The organism is Bacillus sp. FJAT-53060 (assembly GCF_037104745.1).
GTDB classification, from domain to species: domain Bacteria; phylum Bacillota; class Bacilli; order Bacillales; family Bacillaceae; genus Bacillus; species Bacillus stratosphericus_B.
Map to the genome: position 1 here is coordinate 1 of NZ_JBAWSW010000008.1, position 16,493 is coordinate 16,493.

Annotated in this window: 13 protein-coding genes and 1 pseudogene; 3 read left to right on the plus strand and 11 right to left on the minus strand. The window is 42.2% G+C overall.

Annotated features, from left to right (window positions below):
* The coding region (locus WAX46_RS04915) for an IS3 family transposase (RefSeq protein ID WP_160282791.1) at positions 1 to 85 on the plus strand (85 nt) is incomplete at its 5' end.
* Positions 86 to 150: 65 nt separating this feature from the next.
* Here the strand turns inward: WAX46_RS04915 and WAX46_RS04920 are convergent.
* Together WAX46_RS04920 and WAX46_RS04925 are read right to left on the minus strand one after the other, a co-directional pair.
* Positions 151 to 783 carry a GTP pyrophosphokinase gene (locus tag WAX46_RS04920; protein WP_226567335.1) on the minus strand — a complete coding sequence of 211 codons (633 nt, stop codon included), beginning with the start codon at positions 781 to 783 and terminating at the stop codon, positions 151 to 153.
* Between the two features lie 94 nt (positions 784 to 877).
* Positions 878 to 1,161 (minus strand): annotated as a pseudogene (locus WAX46_RS04925) (ABC transporter permease); the annotation flags it as partial.
* Between the two features lie 585 nt (positions 1,162 to 1,746).
* On the opposite strand from WAX46_RS04925, the gene WAX46_RS04930 reads away from it, so the two are divergent.
* Positions 1,747 to 2,838 (plus strand): branched-chain amino acid aminotransferase, encoded by a 1,092-nt coding sequence (locus WAX46_RS04930; RefSeq protein ID WP_226567334.1) that lies wholly within the window; start codon positions 1,747 to 1,749, stop codon positions 2,836 to 2,838.
* Between the two features lie 563 nt (positions 2,839 to 3,401).
* Here the strand turns inward: WAX46_RS04930 and WAX46_RS04935 are convergent.
* The 9 genes from WAX46_RS04935 to WAX46_RS04975 all read right to left on the minus strand — a co-directional run bounded on the left by WAX46_RS04935 (position 3,402) and on the right by WAX46_RS04975 (position 15,199).
* Entirely contained in the window at positions 3,402 to 4,730 is a 1,329-nt protein-coding gene (locus tag WAX46_RS04935) for a 6-phospho-beta-glucosidase (RefSeq protein ID WP_226567333.1), read from the minus strand.
* Positions 4,727 to 5,053: a PTS lactose/cellobiose transporter subunit IIA gene (locus tag WAX46_RS04940; protein ID WP_226567332.1), complete on the minus strand. Its 327-nt coding sequence runs from the start codon at positions 5,051 to 5,053 to the stop codon at positions 4,727 to 4,729. The genes WAX46_RS04935 and WAX46_RS04940 overlap by 4 nt, the downstream gene beginning before the upstream one ends.
* 26 nt (positions 5,054 to 5,079) lie before the next feature.
* A complete protein-coding gene (gene celB, locus WAX46_RS04945) occupies positions 5,080 to 6,429 on the minus strand; it encodes a PTS cellobiose transporter subunit IIC (RefSeq protein ID WP_226567331.1) in 1,350 nt (449 codons plus the stop codon).
* A 14-nt stretch (positions 6,430 to 6,443) separates the two neighbouring features.
* Positions 6,444 to 6,749 carry a PTS sugar transporter subunit IIB gene (locus WAX46_RS04950; protein WP_226567330.1) on the minus strand — a complete coding sequence of 102 codons (306 nt, stop codon included), beginning with the start codon at positions 6,747 to 6,749 and terminating at the stop codon, positions 6,444 to 6,446.
* A gap of 121 nt (positions 6,750 to 6,870) precedes the next feature.
* The gene (locus tag WAX46_RS04955) at positions 6,871 to 8,814 is read right to left on the minus strand and encodes a BglG family transcription antiterminator (RefSeq protein ID WP_226567329.1); all 1,944 of its coding nucleotides are present in this window, start codon (positions 8,812 to 8,814) and stop codon (positions 6,871 to 6,873) included.
* Between the two features lie 492 nt (positions 8,815 to 9,306).
* Positions 9,307 to 11,055: a thiol reductant ABC exporter subunit CydC gene (cydC, locus tag WAX46_RS04960; protein ID WP_226567328.1), complete on the minus strand. Its 1,749-nt coding sequence runs from the start codon at positions 11,053 to 11,055 to the stop codon at positions 9,307 to 9,309.
* Complete coding sequence (cydD, locus tag WAX46_RS04965; RefSeq protein WP_226567327.1) at positions 11,045 to 12,781, minus strand: thiol reductant ABC exporter subunit CydD; 1,737 nt, start codon at positions 12,779 to 12,781, stop codon at positions 11,045 to 11,047. Before cydD ends, cydC begins: the two co-directional genes overlap by 11 nt.
* Complete coding sequence (gene cydB / locus WAX46_RS04970) at positions 12,781 to 13,797, minus strand: cytochrome d ubiquinol oxidase subunit II (protein ID WP_226567326.1); 1,017 nt, start codon at positions 13,795 to 13,797, stop codon at positions 12,781 to 12,783. Before cydB ends, cydD begins: the two co-directional genes overlap by 1 nt.
* Positions 13,784 to 15,199 carry a cytochrome ubiquinol oxidase subunit I gene (locus tag WAX46_RS04975; protein WP_226567325.1) on the minus strand — a complete coding sequence of 472 codons (1,416 nt, stop codon included), beginning with the start codon at positions 15,197 to 15,199 and terminating at the stop codon, positions 13,784 to 13,786. Before WAX46_RS04975 ends, cydB begins: the two co-directional genes overlap by 14 nt.
* A 988-nt stretch (positions 15,200 to 16,187) precedes the next feature.
* Between WAX46_RS04975 and WAX46_RS04980 the strand changes: the two genes are divergently transcribed.
* Positions 16,188 to 16,403 carry a hypothetical protein gene (locus tag WAX46_RS04980; RefSeq protein WP_226567324.1) on the plus strand — a complete coding sequence of 72 codons (216 nt, stop codon included), beginning with the start codon at positions 16,188 to 16,190 and terminating at the stop codon, positions 16,401 to 16,403.
* Positions 16,404 to 16,493 lie beyond the last annotated feature (90 nt).

Genomic DNA, 16,493 nt, shown 5'->3' on the forward strand with positions numbered 1-16,493 from the left:
ATACATTTATTATTATAACAACATTCGTATTCAAACAAAACTAAACAACCAATCACCGATAAACTATCGGCAATTGGCTGTATAAAGGTGTTTTGATCCCTGTCTCAAAAACGGGGGTCAGTCCCGAAACAGCTACTCTTTTTTATCTTTTTAATCAATTTCTCGTTTAATATTTTGCATTTTTTCATCTAAGTAATGGGCGATATCTGCCGCTTCCTTTAGCTCATCGGTGAGCTGATGAGGGACATCGTTTTGCAGTTTATAATAGATTTTATGTTCAAGACTCGCCCAAAAATCCATCGCAATGGTCCGCACCTGTATCTCAACCTTCACATGCTCCACACGATTCGTTAAGTAGACAGGAATTTCAACAATTAAATGAAGGCTTTTATAGCCATTTAATTTTGGATGTTGAATGTAATCCTTTACCTCAAGAATCTTTAAATCCTCTCTTTGCCTCAGTACATCGATAATATTATAGATATCTTGAATAAAAGAGCAGATGATGCGGACACCAGCGATATCATGAATGTTCTCCTTGGCACATTGTGTGGTGATGTCGCACCCTTTTCTTGCTAGTTTATTCACGATGCTTTCAAAGGATTTGATTCGTGATTTTGTATGCTCTATTGGGTTGTGTCCATGGATTAAGTTATATTCCTGACTAATAATCGAAAACTTTGTATCCATTTCATCTAATGCAAATTTATATACTAATAATTCATTTTTCCAGTCTTCCATGACACTTTTCAAATCTTCTACATGAGTTGCTGACATATTCATTTCTCTTTGTCATCTCCTTTTGGAAAACAGCTATTACACTGCTTTCCGTTAAGTAGACGGAGAGAGGACTCGAATGGTTTTAAAAAAATACATCTTAGTTGCGCTGGTTGTAAGAAGTCAGCGCCAATGCAAGTGCAAGCACAGATCCTTTCACATTATCCATTGTGTAATAAGGGACAGACATCACCACAAGTCCATTTACAAAATACCGATGAGCACATTACCAATAAAAGTGCCAAATGCATTTGGCTTTCCTGCTCCTATGACTGAAAAACCGATAATAGCAGTAGCTACTCCATCCATTAAATAAGGCGCATCTGCGTTAATTTCTGCTGTCATCACCCTTTACACCAGCACAATACCTCCTATCGCTGCAAAATGATATATGGCCCTGCCCGATTTTGCTGAAAAAGCGGGGTTTTTCTTTTTCATAAGCCTGAAAGACAACAGGAACTTTTTTTGTCCCTGAATGATGGATAATCAATTTGTATGTACCACCTCTCATGTAAATTGTTGATCCCGCTTTGGCCATAAATGCCGATTTAATACGCTGAAAGGTTTTTGCTTGGTTTCAGGGTTTTTGTCGTTTCCGTTTGCTGCCACATCGTACGTTGTTCCTTGCTTCCTTCGCTTCTCTTCTTACTTTATCGGTTTAAATTAAATGACGCTATTCCTTGCAATGTAATAGTCTAAAGGTGTATGTTTGAAAGAATATCTTACAAGAAAACCATTTGTTTTAAATTGTCAGATTAATCATTTAATAATCATTTGGATTTTATTTCTGTTTTGAAAAGGGTGACATCAGTAAAACGAACAGAAGAGGAGAGGAAAGCACTTTAACAGATTTTTCTTGTCTGAATTCCAGAAAACCTATTGCTAATATTTTGTGAAGGTATAGAATAGAATCATAATTATTTCATATTATTAGAATTTTCAAATAATCAAACAGCAAGGAGATTTACAATGCCAAAACAACCCATCCGCGTTGAACTTAGTTCAACAAAAAAACCAAAACCTCAATCTGATCAACTTGAATTTGGAAAAATATTCACAGATCACATGTTTGTGATGGATTATTCAATTGATAAAGGCTGGTATGATCCAAGAATTATCCCTTATCAGGCAATTCCAATGGATCCAGCTTCTATGGTCTATCATTATGGTCAGTCTGTTTTTGAAGGCTTGAAGGCCTATGTTTCTGAGGATCAAAAAATTCTCTTATTCCGTCCAGAAAAGAATATGGAACGCCTAAACAGATCCAATGACCGCCTGTGTATTCCACAAATTGATACAGAAACGGTTTTAGAGGGCTTAAATGAACTCATTCGCATTGATAAGGACTGGGTACCTGATGCAGAGGGCACTTCCTTGTATATTCGTCCATTCATTATTTCCACTGAGCCATATTTAGGTGTTGCACCGTCAAGCACGTATAAGCTGCTCATTATCCTATCTCCAGTGGGATCATACTATAAAGAAGGCATCCATCCGGTGAAAATTGCGGTTGAAAACGAGTTTGTCCGTGCCGTTAAGGGTGGAACAGGAAATGCCAAAACAGCTGGAAACTATGCATCGAGCCTGAAGGCACAGCAAGTCGCTGAAACCAAAGGGTTCTCACAGGTTCTTTGGCTTGATGGGGTCGAGAAAAAGTACATTGAAGAAGTGGGCAGCATGAATATTTTCTTTAAAATTAATGGAGAAATCGTGACGCCTGAATTGAACGGCAGCATTTTAGAAGGCATCACACGTAACTCTGTGCTTGAGCTGTTAAAGCATTGGGAGATTCCTGTGACAGAACGCAAAATTTCAATTGATGAATTAATTGACGCACACCAATCAGGCGAACTTGAAGAAATCTTTGGAACAGGGACGGCAGCCGTGATTTCTCCTGTCGGTGAGTTAATTTATCACGATCAACCATATGTCATTCAAAATGGTCAAACAGGCGAAGTATCGAAAAGATTATACGAAGCTATTACGGGCATCCAAAAAGGGACACAGCCAGACATCTTCGGCTGGACAGTAGAAGTCGACTCGGTCGTCAAGCAGGCATAAACAAGCGAAACAACCTTTCATTTCATGAAGGGTTCTTTTTTTGTTTATTTCCATCTCACTGTATAATGGAAATGATGTTCTTCTATTCCAAAAAAACTCAGGAGTGATGCTTATGTTTTTGACTTACTGGTCATCATTGGATCATGCATAGTGCCTACAGGCTTCGAGGATTCACCGTTCCTCACTCGATTTATATTTAAGTTTCTCGGGATTTCAACCATCGTCTTCTCCGTTACCTTTGTAAAGTATCGACGAAAGAGAATCAATAAAAAGAAGTGATGAGATTTGCGGGTTTATTTGGATAACTCACTTTCCATCAAATCGTCCACCAAAACAAAACCGATACACACACAATTTTCCCCCTGCATACATCCACCCTTTCCCTTTGACGCCATGGTTTCTTTCAATCAAATAAAAGATTTCAGGAAAAAAGGTGGCGATGATGGCTTACAAAAACAGCACCACTATGCCAAAACTTGGAAACCATCCTATCATACACTTCTTTCTCAAATTTCCATATGGTCAGATTATAAAAAACGACCCCATCAAGGGGCCATTTCGTTTTATGCGTTCACTGATTTGAAGAATTGCGGTAAATACTCACGGTGCGCTTCTAGCATTTCATCTAACATTTGCTTTGCAATTTCGTCAGAAGGGACGAGTGGATTGATTGTCATGGCGACAAGAGCCGTCTCGTAATCTCCTGTCACAGCAGCTTCGGCTGCCACACGTTCGAATGATTTGATTTGCTGAACGAGCCCTCTCACAGCCACAGGTAGATCACCAGTCGCTATTGGTTTTGGGCCGTCCTTCGTTATGATACAGTTCACTTCAACCGCTGATTCAGCCGGAATGCTGGCAATCGCTCCTCTGTTCACTGTATTAACCGGTTGAATGTCATGCTTATCATTATAGATAGAGCTGATTAAATTACATGCAGCATCGCTGTAATAAGCCCCGCCTCTTTTTTCGAGCTGCGGCGGTTTAATCGATAAATCAGGGTCTTTGTATAGCTCAAATAATTCTTGCTCGACTTGCTGGACAACCTCTGCTCTTGTTCCTTTTTCTTGGGCCGCTTTTTGCTCTTCCTCCAGCATGTCTTTCGTTTTGTAGTAGTAACGATGATACGGACATGGAATGACCCCTAAGCCTTTGACAAAAGAAGGCTCCCAGTTTTTCGCCTCAATGTTCTTCATGGACCACTGGCTATTTGGATTTCCTAATTCATCAATCACCTGATCCATAATACTGACCCCGTCTAAATACACATCTAATCCATACACCATGTGATTGAGGCCGGCAAACTGCACTTCAATGCGTTCAACATCCACATCAAGCGCCTTTGCAATCCCCATTTTGATCCCAATCGGCACATTGCATAGACCGACCACCTTCTTCAAATTCGTGTAGCGTAAAACAGCTTCTGTGACCATCCCCGCTGGATTTGTAAAGTTCACAAGCCAAGCCTCTGGACAAAGCTCTGCCATATCCTTCACTATATCTAAAATGACTGGGATGGTGCGAAGACCTTTAAATAAACCACCTGGCCCATTCGTTTCCTGACCAATGACGCCATATTTGAGTGGTATTCTTTCATCTTTTGCTCGTGCTTCCAGCAGTCCTACACGAAATTGTGTCGTGACAAAGTCAGCATCCTTCAGAGCTTCCCGTCGGTCAATGGTCAGGTGTACCTCAATGGGCAAACCTGCTTTTTCGACCATACGTTTCGCAAAAGCACCTACGATATTTAGTTTTTCCTGCCCTGCTTCAATATCCACAAGCCATAATTCCTTCACAGGCAATTCTTGATACCGTTTGATAAAACCTTCAACCAGTTCCGGCGTATAGCTCGATCCACCGCCTATTGTGACAATTTTGATTCCGTCTTTCATGAATTAACACCTCCGAATTGTTTCATTTTTTCATGGAGCTCAATAATTTCCGCTGCAAGCTCCTTGACAGTCATGGCGTTCATGAGATGATCCTGTGCATGAATCATTAAGAGACTGATGTCAGCCTTTTCTCCTCTGATTTCTCCTTGGATCAGCTCTGTCTGTGCGTGATGCGCCTCATTTAAAGCGTCTTGTGCTTCCTGCAATTTTTGCTTCGCCTCATCAAAGTTTCCTTGCTTTGCACATGTAATGGCCTCCATTGCTGAGCTTCTGCCATTTCCACCATGCAAGATGAGTTGAAACACAATTTGTTCCATTTCCATCAGCCGCATCCCCCTTGTTCCCTCTATTACATGCTGACGACATTTTCGTCAGTTGATGCTTTTGTATCCAGTTCATTTTCTTCTTTCAATTTCTGCTTATCCCACATTCTAAAGAATGGGTAGTATAGAGCAAATGACAACGCGAGGTTGATCAGCTGCATGACAGCACCGGAGATTTTCCCGCCTGTAGCGAGATAGCCTGAAATGATTGGTGGCATTGTCCATGGGACAGCGATTCCTGCGGGTTTTGCCACAAGTCCTGTGCTCATTCCGATATATGTGGTGATGATCATGATGATTGGCGTAAGAATAAACGGAATAAGAAGCATTGGGTTCATCACAATCGGCATTCCAAAAATAATCGGTTCGTTGATGTTAAAGATGGCTGGCCCAATGGCTAGTCGACCAAGCTGTTTCATTTGTTTACTTCTGGAACGTAAGATCATCGTCAGCACCAAAGCAAGTGTCGCGCCGCTTCCGCCGACATTGATGAAAATTTCAAAGAACTGCGCTGTGAAAATATTCGGCAGCATTTCTCCTGCTTGAAACGCAAGACGGTTCTCATCCATCGCACCGAGCCAAATCGGACCCATGACGCCTCCGACAATCGTTGCTCCGTGAATACCACAAGCCCAGAGGAGCATTTGTACACCTATGGCGACGATACTTCCCCCTAAGCTTCCCCCAAGAATAGAAAGCGGTGTGCCAATTAAGACCGTGATGATATTATGAATACTCTCAAAAGGTGTCATCTCAATCACAAGTCTAGCGACCCAGATCAGCGTGATGACCACAAAACCTGGAATAAGTGCGATAAACGATTTACTAACTGCTGGCGGTACACCATCAGGCATTTTAATCACGATATTTCGCTGCACAATGAAGCGATAAATTTCTGTTGAAAGCATGGCAATAATCATGGCAACGAATAACCCTTTACTACCCATAAGTGTGACCGGAATTCCGCCATTCACTAAGATGGCTTCTGTTGAGCCTTCGGGTGTAAAAGGCACTTGATATGGTGTCGCCAAAAGGAAAGCCGCGACAGCGATCGCACCAGATGATAGTGCATCGACAGCATACTTTTCAGCAAGCCTGTAGGCTATCCCAAAGGTCGCAACAAGTGCCATAATGTCAAAGGTTGCATTCACAGGATAGGATAGCTTCGTGGCCCATTCGTCTCCAAAGATACTTGCCATAAAATCGCTGTATCCTGGGATCGGAAGGTTGGCTAAAATGAGAAACAGTGAACCGACAATAATGAGAGGCATGGTTAAAACGATTCCGTCACGCAATGCTTGTAAATGTCTTTGAGCGGCAATTTTTCCTGCAAACGGCATGACCTTCTCTTCTAGAAATCGGTTGAATCCATTCATCCCTTCCGCCCCCTTTATCCGTTCACTAACTGTTCAGCAGATTTTAGAACTTCGGCGCCATTACACACGCCATAATGCACCGTATTGATGACGTCTACTGGTATTCCTTTTTCTGCTCCGAGCTTTTTCATTTGTGGCAATAAATATCGAACCTGTGGTCCTAATAAAAGCACATCGGCTTGATCAATATGACTTTTTGCAGCATCTCCAGATACCGCCCAAATACGATAGTCTTTCCCTTGTTCTTGTGCACTTTTCTCCATTTTTGTGACAAGTAAGCTTGTTGACATACCTGCTGCGCAAACCAATAAGATGTCCATGTGTAACCCCCCCTTTTAGAAGTGTGAAGCTTTTCTTTACACAATCATCATATTATGAAACCGCTTTCATAAACACCCATACTTTTTCCTTAAGGAAGCGGAAAAAGTTAATATCACACTGTTAGTTCTTGTACGAAGGGGCCTTTTTATACATCACATCTAGCATGTCTTCAAAGGTATCACAGGCGATGAGATGCTGAATGAATTTCACATTATGCACAAGCTCTCCCAGCAGACGGTACATTCCTTTCAAATCTTTGGCATTCTCTTTTTCAACACAAAGCAAGCAGACAAATTGAACTTTTTTCTCTCCCCAAATGATGGGTTTTTCTAATGTACATATTGCCCAGAACGTCTCGTCTGTCAGCGGGGTCATAGGGTGGGGAATCGCTGTATAATGCCCAAAGGAGGTTGGTGCAGCCTGCTCTCGTTCCATCACAGATTGTGTGAGCTCTACTGGTGCTAACCCCATACCGATGACTTTTTGCGTGAGAAAAGTCATGACCTCTTCCTTTGTTTGAAAAACGCGTTTTGTAAAGACCAATTCCTTTTTCATATATTGAGAGGCCAACGTCACTCTTGATTCACTCGTCAGGGCTTCTTCAATTTTTAAAAAGTCACCGCCTCCCAAAATGGTGTTCACTTGAATGACCGGGATCGGCAAATCCATATGAATAGGGATCGTCGTAATAATCAAATCCAGGGCATGTAAAGAGACATGTGGAAGTGAATAAAGCTCTGCTGTTCCTAAAATGGTCAGTTTGGACCCAAATTGTGAATGCAAACGATCCTGTAATAGCCTTGCACTCCCTGCACCAGATGCACAGACAATGAGGCAGCGCTTCGGCGGAATCTCCATTTTTCTACGCTCTAAAGCAGCACCAAAATGGAGCGCCATATATCCGATTTCTTTCTCATGAATGGACAGACCTGCCTCTTCTTCAATGACCCTGCTCGCAATAATCCCTGCTTCAAAGGCGAGTGGATACCCTGCTTTTATCTCATCGAGCATCGGATTTCGTAAGTTCATGCCATATTTACACCGGTTCATGGCTGGCTTTAAGTGCAGACTGAGGCCAAGCATTAATTCCGCATCAGCAGCTAAATCTAGCTGCAATTTTTGATCAATGGCTTTCAGCATGAGCTGAACAAGTCGGCTTGTGTCATCATCGACAATTTGTTTTTGACCGCTCGAAGAAAAAGACTGCACCATTTTGGCAGTCCCTAGCAAGTGAATGGCCATATAGACGATCTCCTCTTGTGGAAAGGAGACATCAAGCAGCCCTTCAAGACGTTCAACCATTTTTTTTGCTACCTTGTATTCCTTTGCCTGCGGGATTTCGTTCATTTCCTCTGGAAGAACAGAAACATAGTTTCCGTGCCTAATTCGTTTACAGGCAATGGCGACATGAACAATTAAATTATTCATGCATATGTCAGATAGATTCATTTTTTCCTCATTGATATAATCAATCATGGTTTTCTGAATTAATTCTAGCTCACTCTTTGGCAAAATGGTGACAGCTGTATTCAGCATCGTTTGATAGGAACGGCGTTCATTGAATAAATATTCTGACATACAATAACGGATTTTCATCTCAGATCCTTTAATCCGGCACCCTTTACTCGGCTTTGATTCTAGCTTAAGATCAAAGGGCTCAAGCTTACGTTTGACCCACTTCATATCATTACTCATCGTTGATTTACTAATAAAAAGCTGCTCCTGTAAGTCTTCTAGCTTCACGTACGGATCTGCGAGAAGTAGCCTTTTTAAAATAAATCGGACACGCTCCTCCGGCAGAACAGCCAGCGGCTTCTCCTGTTCCACCTCCTCTTTCATAAAACGGCGAAAGGCATTCTCATCTTTGATCAAGAGCTCATAGCCAGCTCCTCTAACAGCTGATACAGCCGCTTGATAAGGGGAAAGACGGTCATTCAATTCCTTGATGTCTGTACGAATGGTGCGGCTTGTCACTTGTAAGCTGACAGAAAGCGCAGCGCTTGTGAGAGGAGTCTCAGCCGCCATCAGCTGACTTAAGATGTGCGTCAGTCTTTTACTCAGCATAAGATCGACCTCCTTATTTAAGGTGAAGAATCTGCCTTGGATGAACAAGTTGTATACGCTTGCAGTTCTCTTCAATACTCATATTCTACTGAATAGATATAAAAATTGCCAACTCATTTATATGACAAACGCCCCTATTTATACGACAAACCATATCTATTGGCCTATGAATCTTTTTCACAGCTGTTTTTGCGGAAGGCATTAAAAAAAGGCGATACACCTTTGTGTATCCGCCTTTTTATGAGGAGATTAGCTGTGTAATACAACCCATCTTTTTTCATGAGTATCGTACATGATCAAATGTCCCAGTAGATGTGATGAAATTGAGATTCTGTGTAAAGGCGTACCTGAAAAAAGCATTTGACTTCTCTTCACGCGGATAGCCTTTGCACCTTAATGACTTCGATTTTTTCCTGACGAGACGTCAGGATTACCTCGTCTCCTTTTTTCAGCTCCTTTAATCAATAAAAAACAGATGGACCCCATTTATGATCAACAAGGCCATTTACGGTGGCATTCACACGGACGATCCATCTCATACAGCTTTTGATAACGGTGGTTTTCTCTCAGTAAATCCTTGTGCTGTCCTTGCATCTCAATGTGACCATCTTCAATAAACATGATTCGATCACACGCCTCACAGCCAGTCAGGTGATGGGTTATCCAAATCACTGTTTTTCCTTTCAACACACGGAATATCGTTTCAAGCAATTCACGCTCTGTCCGTGGATCAAGTCCGACAGTTGGCTCATCCAATACAACAATCGGTGTGTTTTGCAGCAAAATCCGAGCTAACGCCAGACGCTGCCTTTCTCCACCTGAGAAACGAACCCCAGTCTCCTGTACACCTGTGTGATAGCCTTCTGGCAAAGATTCGATGTAATCGTGCAGCTGTACCTGTCTCGCCGCTTCTTTGATCTGCTCCTCTGTCGCGTCTTTAGAGCCTAAGCGAATATTGTTTAAAACAGACGTATCGAATAAATAAGGCTGTTGATTGAGCACAGACACATAGGAGGACACGTTCTCTTGAATGCGTTGCACCGGTTTCCCCTGAATGCTGACAACACCTTGATTTGGGACGACTGCCCCTTCTAACAATTTTAAAATGGTCGATTTTCCTGCACCGCTTTTTCCTAAGAGAGCGAGTGATTCCCCTTGCTTAAGCGAAAACGAGAGGTTTTGAAGCACATGTTGATCCGCCTCATATCCAAAGGTTACTTGATCAAAACAGACCGCTTCATCATGAGAAATGGTTGTCAGATCCACTGACTCCCTCTCAGTTTCTCCTTCATACGACTGCTTTTCATAACGATTTAATCTACTGACGGCATGCTGATAACCAGGAATATCACCTGCCGCATCTGACAGTGGAAGAAAGGCTTCTGTTAACGGAAACAGCACAAGCACAAAGGCTGCAATGAGCGTGTGTGATATAGATCCTGACTGAACGACTGAGCCGCTCCAATACACCACGAGCACGACTGCCCCTCCAATGATCAACTGCGCAAACAATTGACGTAGATGGATAAACCGATGTTTGGTCGCTTCAAGTACTAACAGCTGCGCTTCTTTCTGTTCATAGCCATCAACAAAATCGTTCTGCCTGCCACTAAACAACCAGTCACTGACGCCCATGACCGCATCTGTTAAAAGATTGTACAATTCATTTCTGTCTTTTTTCATTTGAATTTGTCTCACCCGGTTCACAAGCACTGTAACGTATGGGAAAATAAACACAAGAAGAGCAATATAGAGCAGCATTAATCCAGCAAAAGGCCATGAGAAAAGCCCAAGTGCCCCAATCGATGCCGCATATAAAAGCAACGCACCAATGGATGGAAAGATTGTTTTTAAATAGGCATCCTGTAATCGCTCCACATCTTCTGATAAGAGTCCGAGCATTTCACCTGTACCAAGCTTTGTCTGTTTGGCACTTCGTTCAGCCATGTCATACAGACGCACCCGCATTTTTTCAATCATCGTCAAAATGAGCTGATGGCCCGCTAGCCTTTCTGCATAACGAGCAGCTGAGCGTGAAATACCAAAGGTACGTACTGCCACGATTGGGACATAGATCAATAAAATATTCTCAGGTCTTGTGGCAGCTTTTGAAATCAGAAATCCTGATGTATACATGAGCATAGAAGCAGAGAACACCGCAATGGCTCCTAAAAAAAGGACCAAGGCAAACAGCTTTTGATTCTCCTTGATATAAGGTATAAACCAGCCTTTACTGACCATGTGTGACCGCCCCCATTTGCTCCTGTACCAATTGATAGTACACACCTTTTCTTTGCATTAATGATTCATGTGTTCCCATTTCTGCAATGGTTCCATGATCCATCACAATGATTTCATCCATATCCGGCATCCAATGAAGCCTGTGTGTTGCTAAAAACACTAGTTTATCTTCAAACAGCGGAAGCATCGTTTTCTTCAATTCATACTCTGTCTCAATGTCGAGATGCGCCGTTGGTTCATCTAACAGCATGATCGACCGCTGTCCCAGCACAGTCCGAGCAAGCGCAACCCTTTGCGCCTGTCCGCCGCTTAGCCCTCTTCCCTGTTCTCCAATGACCTCATCCAGCCCATTTGGCAGCTCCGCTACGAGCTGAGATAAGCCCGCCTCCTGCACAGCTTTTTCGACTTCTTCATCTGTTGCATTTGGCTCATAAAAACGAATATTTTCCCTTAATGTCATGTGAAATAAATAGGGATGCTGCGGCATATAAACGACTTCCTTTTGCCATGCCGTCAGCTGTAAATGAACAAGCTTCTGGCCATTTAGCGTGATTTGACCTGAAGACGGTTCAACAAAGCCGCCGAGGACATCTGTTAACGTTGATTTTCCTGAACCACTGGTACCAATGATTCCAATTTTTTTCTTTCCGTTGACAGTCAGGTCTACATCTTGAATGGAATACGGTGCATGGTCATCATGCAGGACATAGATATCTTGCAGCGTGAGCACATCTTGTTCATTCCACCGGCTCAGCTGCATGGATTGTGTCTCCTGCGCTTGGAAGCCCTTTTCATCTAAAATGACCTGAATGGCCTCATTCGCTTCTTTTCCATTTAACGTCGCATGATAATCATTTCCCACTTCACGTACTGGTAGGAAATATTCCGGAGCCAGCATAAGTGCTGTCAAAGCCGGCAATAAGAGAAGTTCCCCTTCAATTAATCGCAAGCCAAGAAATACAGCAACGGTCGCAATCGATAACATGGAAAAGAAATCGAGAGCAAACGATGAAAGAAATGCGACCTTCAGTGTGCTCATTGTCGCCTTTCGATATCGCTTTGACACCTCCGCGATATTGCGAGAGTGCTTTTTGCTAATACCTAAGTAGCGAAGTGTTTCAAGGCCACGGAGGGAATCAGTAAAATGATTGGATAATTTCTCATACGATCTCCATTGTTTGGCCGCTTTACGCTGGGCGACAAGGCCTAACAAAATCATAAAAACAATTAAAATCGGCAGCGTCACAATTAAAATGACGGCAGATGTTTCATCTAGTGTCCAAACATAGACAAGAACCATCACCGGGATTACGGCCATGTTTACCATTTTCGGCAAAAACAGCTGTAAATACTGACGATATTGGGCAATTCCCTCCATCGCTAATGTCACAAGCTTTCCTGTTCCTTTTTTCTTTGTGAAGGCTGGACCTAAACGAAAGAGTTGATCTAACAGCTGCTTTCGTACGTCTGCTCCAATTCGGGAAGAATAAGTGAACATGACTCTCTCCCGAATGAAGGTGAGACCGTGCCGCACAAGAAAGGCAGCAAGAAACAGTAAAACATAAGGCGTTGCCTGCGCGAGGCTTTTCCCATCAAACAGCGTTGTTATGGCATGTGCCAGCCACTGTGCTTGGAAAATTATACTTGCTCCTTGAATGAGTGACACAATACCTAAGAGGGCAAGAAGCCCTCTCATTCCCTTTAATTGAAGCAAGCGTTTATCCATCAGTAAGTCATTGGCTCCTTACCGCTTACACGCTTACGGAAGACATAGTAGCTCCAAATTTGATACCCAAGCACAAAAGGCAGCAAAGAAATGGCGACAATCGTCATGACCGTAAGTGAATAAGATCCTGATGCAGCGTTTTGAATGGTGAGATCGAACGCATGGTTGATTGAACTAATCATCACACGCGGGAACAATGCGGTGAAAAGCATCGTCACAGTCACCATGATGCCTGCTCCTGTGAATAAGAACGTCCAGCCATCACGCTCTTTTCTCATAAAGACAAGAGCCGCTATATAACAAACCACAATCAGCCCCGTTAAAGGAATGGTGATGATAGGGCGGACTGTATAAATGTCTGTTTCGATGATGGACACACCGACAAATAGAACAAGAACTGGCAGTGCGATCAGCAAGATACGCTGGCCAAGCTTTCTTGCACGCTGTCTCAAATCTCCCTCTGTACGAAGTGTGACAAAAATCAATCCGTGCAGGAGGCAAAGAACTGTCACTAACACCCCGCCGATCACTGAATAAAGATTCACAAAGTCTGTGAAACCAGCGTACATATTCATGCTTTGATCAATTGGCATCCCGCGTAAAATACTTGTGAATAGCACACCGAGCAAAAACGGCGGAAGTAGACTGCCACAGAATATGACCCAGTCCCACGTTTTGATCCAAGAAGCTTTCTCGACCTTCCCTCGGAACTCAAAGGCGACCCCCCGCCCAATAAGCGCTAATAGGAGAACCGCAAATGGAATATAGTATCCACTGAACATCGTGGCATACCAGTGAGGAAACGCTGCGAATATAGCGCCGCCAGCTGTAAGGAGCCACACCTCATTCGCATCCCAAAAAGGACCAATCGTATTGATTAAAATGCGGCGCTCATGCGCATCCTTTCCAAGCAACTGCATAGACATCCCTACACCAAAATCAAATCCTTCTAAGAAGAAAAAACCAACAAATAATAATGCGACAAGAATAAACCAAATCTCGTTAAGATATGCCATGATATGCGCCTCCATCAAATGGATCTGTAGATAGGTCCGTTTCATCCTTTTGATCTGTATCCTCTTCAGAATGTGCCCCTTTTTTAATTTCTCGAATGAATAAGTAGGCAAGCACGATGACAAGAATCAGATAAATGGTCGTAAAGCTAATGACTGAGAATAACAGCATGCCATAAGATACGTTCGGTGAAATCGATTGAGCGGTCGTCATCATGCCAAAGACGGTCCACGGCTGACGCCCGATTTCAGTCATGATCCAGCCGGCTGAGTTCGCAATAAACGGGAACGCAATCATCCAAACCATAAAGCGTAAATACCATTTGTTTGATTCAAGTTTCTTTCTAAAGCTCAAGTACAAGCCCATCATACTAGCAAAAATCATGAGCATTCCTGCACCAACCATGATTCTAAAGCTCCAGAATGTCGTTTTTACTGGAGGAATGTAGTCTCCTGGGCCAAACTTCGCTTCATATTCTTTTTGAAGTGTTAGCATGCCTGGAACATCTCCACTGAACTTCTGATAAGCCAAATAACTTAAAGCAAACGGAATATTGATTTCTCCAGAGTTTTCTTTTTTATCTGTGTTAATGTTGGCAAAAAGTGTCCAAGCGGCTGGATCTCCACTATCCTGCCAAAGGGCTTCACTTGCTGCCATCTTCATCGGCTGTGATTTCATTAGGTGCTTCGCTTGATCATGTCCAGAGAACGCCACACCCAAGCCCGAAATGAGCGCGAGTACCATGGCAATCTGGAATGATTTTTTAAAAAAGGTGATTTCTTGTTTTTTGATCATTTTATAGGCACTAACTCCTGCAATAAAGAAAGCACCTGTTGCCAGCGCACCAAACAGAACGTGCGGGAACTCAACCCAGAGCTGCGGATTCGTCACAAGAGCTCCAAAATCATTCATCTCTGCACGGCCATTTTTAATGACAAATCCGACTGGCTCCTGCATAAATGAGTTGGCGAGTAAAATCCAAAACGCCGAAAAGATTGTACCAAGGGAAACTAGCCAAATACACAATAAGTGGATTTTCTTCGGTAGACGATCCCAGCCGAAAATCCATAGTCCAATAAATGTAGATTCAAGGAAAAAGGCTAATAGTGCCTCAATGGCAAGCGGTGCACCAAAGACATCACCAACAAACCTTGAATAGTCAGACCAGTTCATCCCAAACTGAAATTCCTGCAAAATCCCTGTCACCACACCTACTGCAAAGTTGATTAAGAAAAGATGACCCCAAAACTTCGCCATCTTTTTATAGATGTCTTTTTTCTTCACCACATAAAGGGTCTGCATCAATGCGACGATAAACACCAAACCTATAGACATAGGAACAAAAATAAAATGAAATAATGTCGTTGAGGCAAATTGAAATCTTGCTAAAAATAGCTCACTCACAGCCTACATCCTCCCTTACTTTCACATGCCGAATGATTCGAATTCCTCATGCTCAGAATTTCACAAAAAGTCCACTGATTGTTCAATTATTCACAAATAAAAGTCCGTTTTTAAAATGGTTTACTCGGTGAACTTTTACCCTTGATTTTCATTCGGCTAGTTATTTATACCTGTACTTTACACCCATGCACTTCAAAAATAAAGTAGTTTTTACCTAAAAATTGGGTGATGTTGTGTCAGTTGTTTGAATACTTTGTCAAAAATATGTGACGGAAAGAAAAAAATCACAAAAAAATAGCACTGCCTCTTAGTTTCAGCGCTTTGATTATGTTTGGGGTTCCCCCAACCAAATAACACAAACCAAAAAATACAATTTATGGTAGGTGGAAATCCGATTTTCCTCGTTAAGGGAAAAATCATTCCATTTTGAAGAGAGGGCTTTGTTAGCTGTATCTAATGCGAGTTCCTTTGTCCCTTCTTTTATTGCTAATTCTTCAACTAATTCAATCAACTTTCTTCCGATAATTAAATCATCTCCTGAAAAAACAAGGTGTTAAGTTTAGCCATTCAATAATATGGATGTTTTAGTTAGCTAAAAAGATTAATGACAGAATGGGAGTACAAACCGGTATTATTGCACTGTTAAATCATTCAATAGATATAATAAAATAAATAATATATCCCGATCCATTTTTGGGTATGTGTTTTTTTACAATTCAATAGACAAAACATTCCGGAAAGCGTCTAAGTTCAAATATATCGTTCAGTTACTAAAAGTAACAATGTATACATTTTGATAGGTTATCAAAAACATTTGAACGTGCCGACGCATATAACGAAGGGATGAACGAGCTTGAATACAATGAAGCAGCTAAGATTGGGTGTAACAGAATGACATGTATCCAACTTTGAGCGTTCTTTGCCTTTTACTATATTAGTTAGATGGAATCCACCGTCACCTTTGGTTGTGTTAAAAGAAGATGCCCAATTGAAAGAGAAACCTCATCATGAGCCAGGGTTTATCATTTTGCTGTATTTATTACTTACCAGAAAAAACCTGGGCAAATGGCTGGCACAGGTGATCAAAAAAGGCTATCCTTTAATTGGAGTATGCGATCACTTTTTCAGTGAAACCATTTATTTAAGTGATCCTGATGACATTGGCGTCGAAGTTTATGCTGATCGCCTGAGGATGTTTGGATAGGTAAACATGGTGAACTGAAAGGTGGCGGAAATGCACCGCTTGATGGTGAAGATCTCCTTCAAGAAGCAGCTGATTCCCTTTATGTGAACA

Excerpts from the sequence above, each read along its gene's own strand:
- WAX46_RS04930 (WP_226567334.1), top strand. The coding sequence starts at position 1,747 with ATGCCAAAACAACCCATCCGCGTTGAACTTAGTTCAACAAAAAAACCA.
- cydC (WP_226567328.1), bottom strand. The coding sequence starts at position 11,055 with ATGGTCAGTAAAGGCTGGTTTATACCTTATATCAAGGAGAATCAAAAG.
- WAX46_RS04935 (WP_226567333.1), bottom strand. The coding sequence starts at position 4,730 with ATGAAAGACGGAATCAAAATTGTCACAATAGGCGGTGGATCGAGCTAT.
- cydD (WP_226567327.1), bottom strand. The coding sequence starts at position 12,781 with ATGGATAAACGCTTGCTTCAATTAAAGGGAATGAGAGGGCTTCTTGCC.
- WAX46_RS04950 (WP_226567330.1), bottom strand. The coding sequence starts at position 6,749 with ATGGACATCTTATTGGTTTGCGCAGCAGGTATGTCAACAAGCTTACTT.
- celB (WP_226567331.1), bottom strand. The coding sequence starts at position 6,429 with ATGAATGGATTCAACCGATTTCTAGAAGAGAAGGTCATGCCGTTTGCA.
- WAX46_RS04955 (WP_226567329.1), bottom strand. The coding sequence starts at position 8,814 with ATGCTGAGTAAAAGACTGACGCACATCTTAAGTCAGCTGATGGCGGCT.
- WAX46_RS04940 (WP_226567332.1), bottom strand. The coding sequence starts at position 5,053 with ATGGAAATGGAACAAATTGTGTTTCAACTCATCTTGCATGGTGGAAAT.
- cydB (WP_226567326.1), bottom strand. The coding sequence starts at position 13,797 with ATGGCATATCTTAACGAGATTTGGTTTATTCTTGTCGCATTATTATTT.
- WAX46_RS04920 (WP_226567335.1), bottom strand. The coding sequence starts at position 783 with ATGAATATGTCAGCAACTCATGTAGAAGATTTGAAAAGTGTCATGGAA.